This is a genomic window from Nocardioides silvaticus (assembly GCF_003160695.1).
In the GTDB taxonomy this organism is placed as follows: Bacteria; Actinomycetota; Actinomycetes; order Propionibacteriales; family Nocardioidaceae; genus Nocardioides; species Nocardioides silvaticus.
The window spans coordinates 1-1,330 of sequence record NZ_QGDD01000019.1 but is presented as its reverse complement, the minus strand read 5'-3'; the positions used below and the strand labels follow the sequence as shown (position 1 = coordinate 1,330).

The 1,330-nt window shown below is 65.5% G+C and carries 1 protein-coding gene; it reads left to right on the top strand.

The genetic code is table 11. The features are described from left to right. The first annotated feature begins 53 nt into the window (after nt 1-53). A protein-coding gene (locus tag DJ010_RS21655) for an IS3 family transposase (RefSeq protein ID WP_109697545.1) occupies nt 54-1,303 on the top strand; the annotation gives its coding sequence in 2 pieces (ribosomal slippage) (nt 54-327 and nt 327-1,303; 1,251 coding nt in all). Nucleotides 1,304-1,330: the final 27 nt, after the last annotated feature.

The window sequence follows — 1,330 nt, the reverse complement described above, 5'->3', positions numbered from 1 at the left end:
TGAACCGTTACGGGTTTGATGCCGCTCCTGTTTGAGTCCAGGAGGATGAGCACATGCCCAAGAAGATCGATGCCGCGGTCAAGGAACGCGCGCTGAGGATGTTCGCCGACCATCGGCGGGACTATCCCTCTGACACCGCTTTGGCTGAGGCGGTGGCGAAAAAGGTCGGTGTGGGTCGAGAGACCGCTCGACGATGGCTGGTCCAGGCCGACATCAACGCGGGTGACCGCCCGGGGGTGACCAGTGATGCCCAGGCCGAGATCAAGCGGTTGAAGGCTGAGGTGAAGAAGCTGCGCGAGGACAACGAGATCCTCAAGTCCGCAACGGTTTTCTTCGCCGGGGAGCTCGACCCCCGCAACCGCTGATCATGGCGTTCATCGACGACATGAGAGCGTCCGGTCACGCGGTCGAGTCGACCTGCAGGGTGCTCACCGAGCACGGCTGCCCGGTCGCCGCGCGCACCTACCGGTCCTGGCGTCAGGCCAACCGACCGATCGCTGCCCGAACCGTGAAGGACGCGGTCATCACCAACGCGCTGATCACCGTGCGTGGCGCCCCCGAAGGGCTCTATGGCCGCCGGAAGATGACCCACTGGCTTCGACGGCAGGGCCACGACGTCGCGTTCTGCACCGTAGACCGCCTGATGCGGGACCTGGGCATGAACGGGGTGCGCCGCGGCCGCCAGCTGCGCACGACCATCCCGAGCCGCGACGGTCGTCGCGCCGGCGACCTGCTGGACCGTGACTTCACCGCACCGGCACCCAACACCAGTTGGGTCGCAGACTTCACCTACTGCAGGACCTGGACCGGGTTCGTCTATGTCGCGTTCGTCGTCGACGTCTACGCCCAACGGATCGTGGGCTGGCACGCCGCGACCAACAAGCGCACCGACCTGGTGCTCACCCCGCTGCGGATCGCGTTGTGGGACCGCCACCGGCAAGGCATCCCGATCGAGCCCGGCACTTTGTCGCACCACTCCGACGCGGGCTCGCAATACACGTCCATCCGGTTCACCGAGCACCTCGAGCTGGAGAACATCGCACCATCGATCGGGACCGTCGGGGACGCCTACGACAACGCCCTGATGGAATCGATCATCGGTTTGTTCAAGACCGAGTGCATCGCCACGACCGTCTTCCATGACGGTCCCTACCGGACCCTCGCCGACGTCGAGTACGCCACCGCCGGCTGGGTCGACTGGTACAACCACCGACGCCTTCACGGCTCCCTCGGGATGAACACCCCGGTCGAGCACGAGCAGGCCTACTACGCTGCCCGACAACCCGTCGAGAGCATCACATAACGGCGGCGGAGAACCCGTGACGGTTCA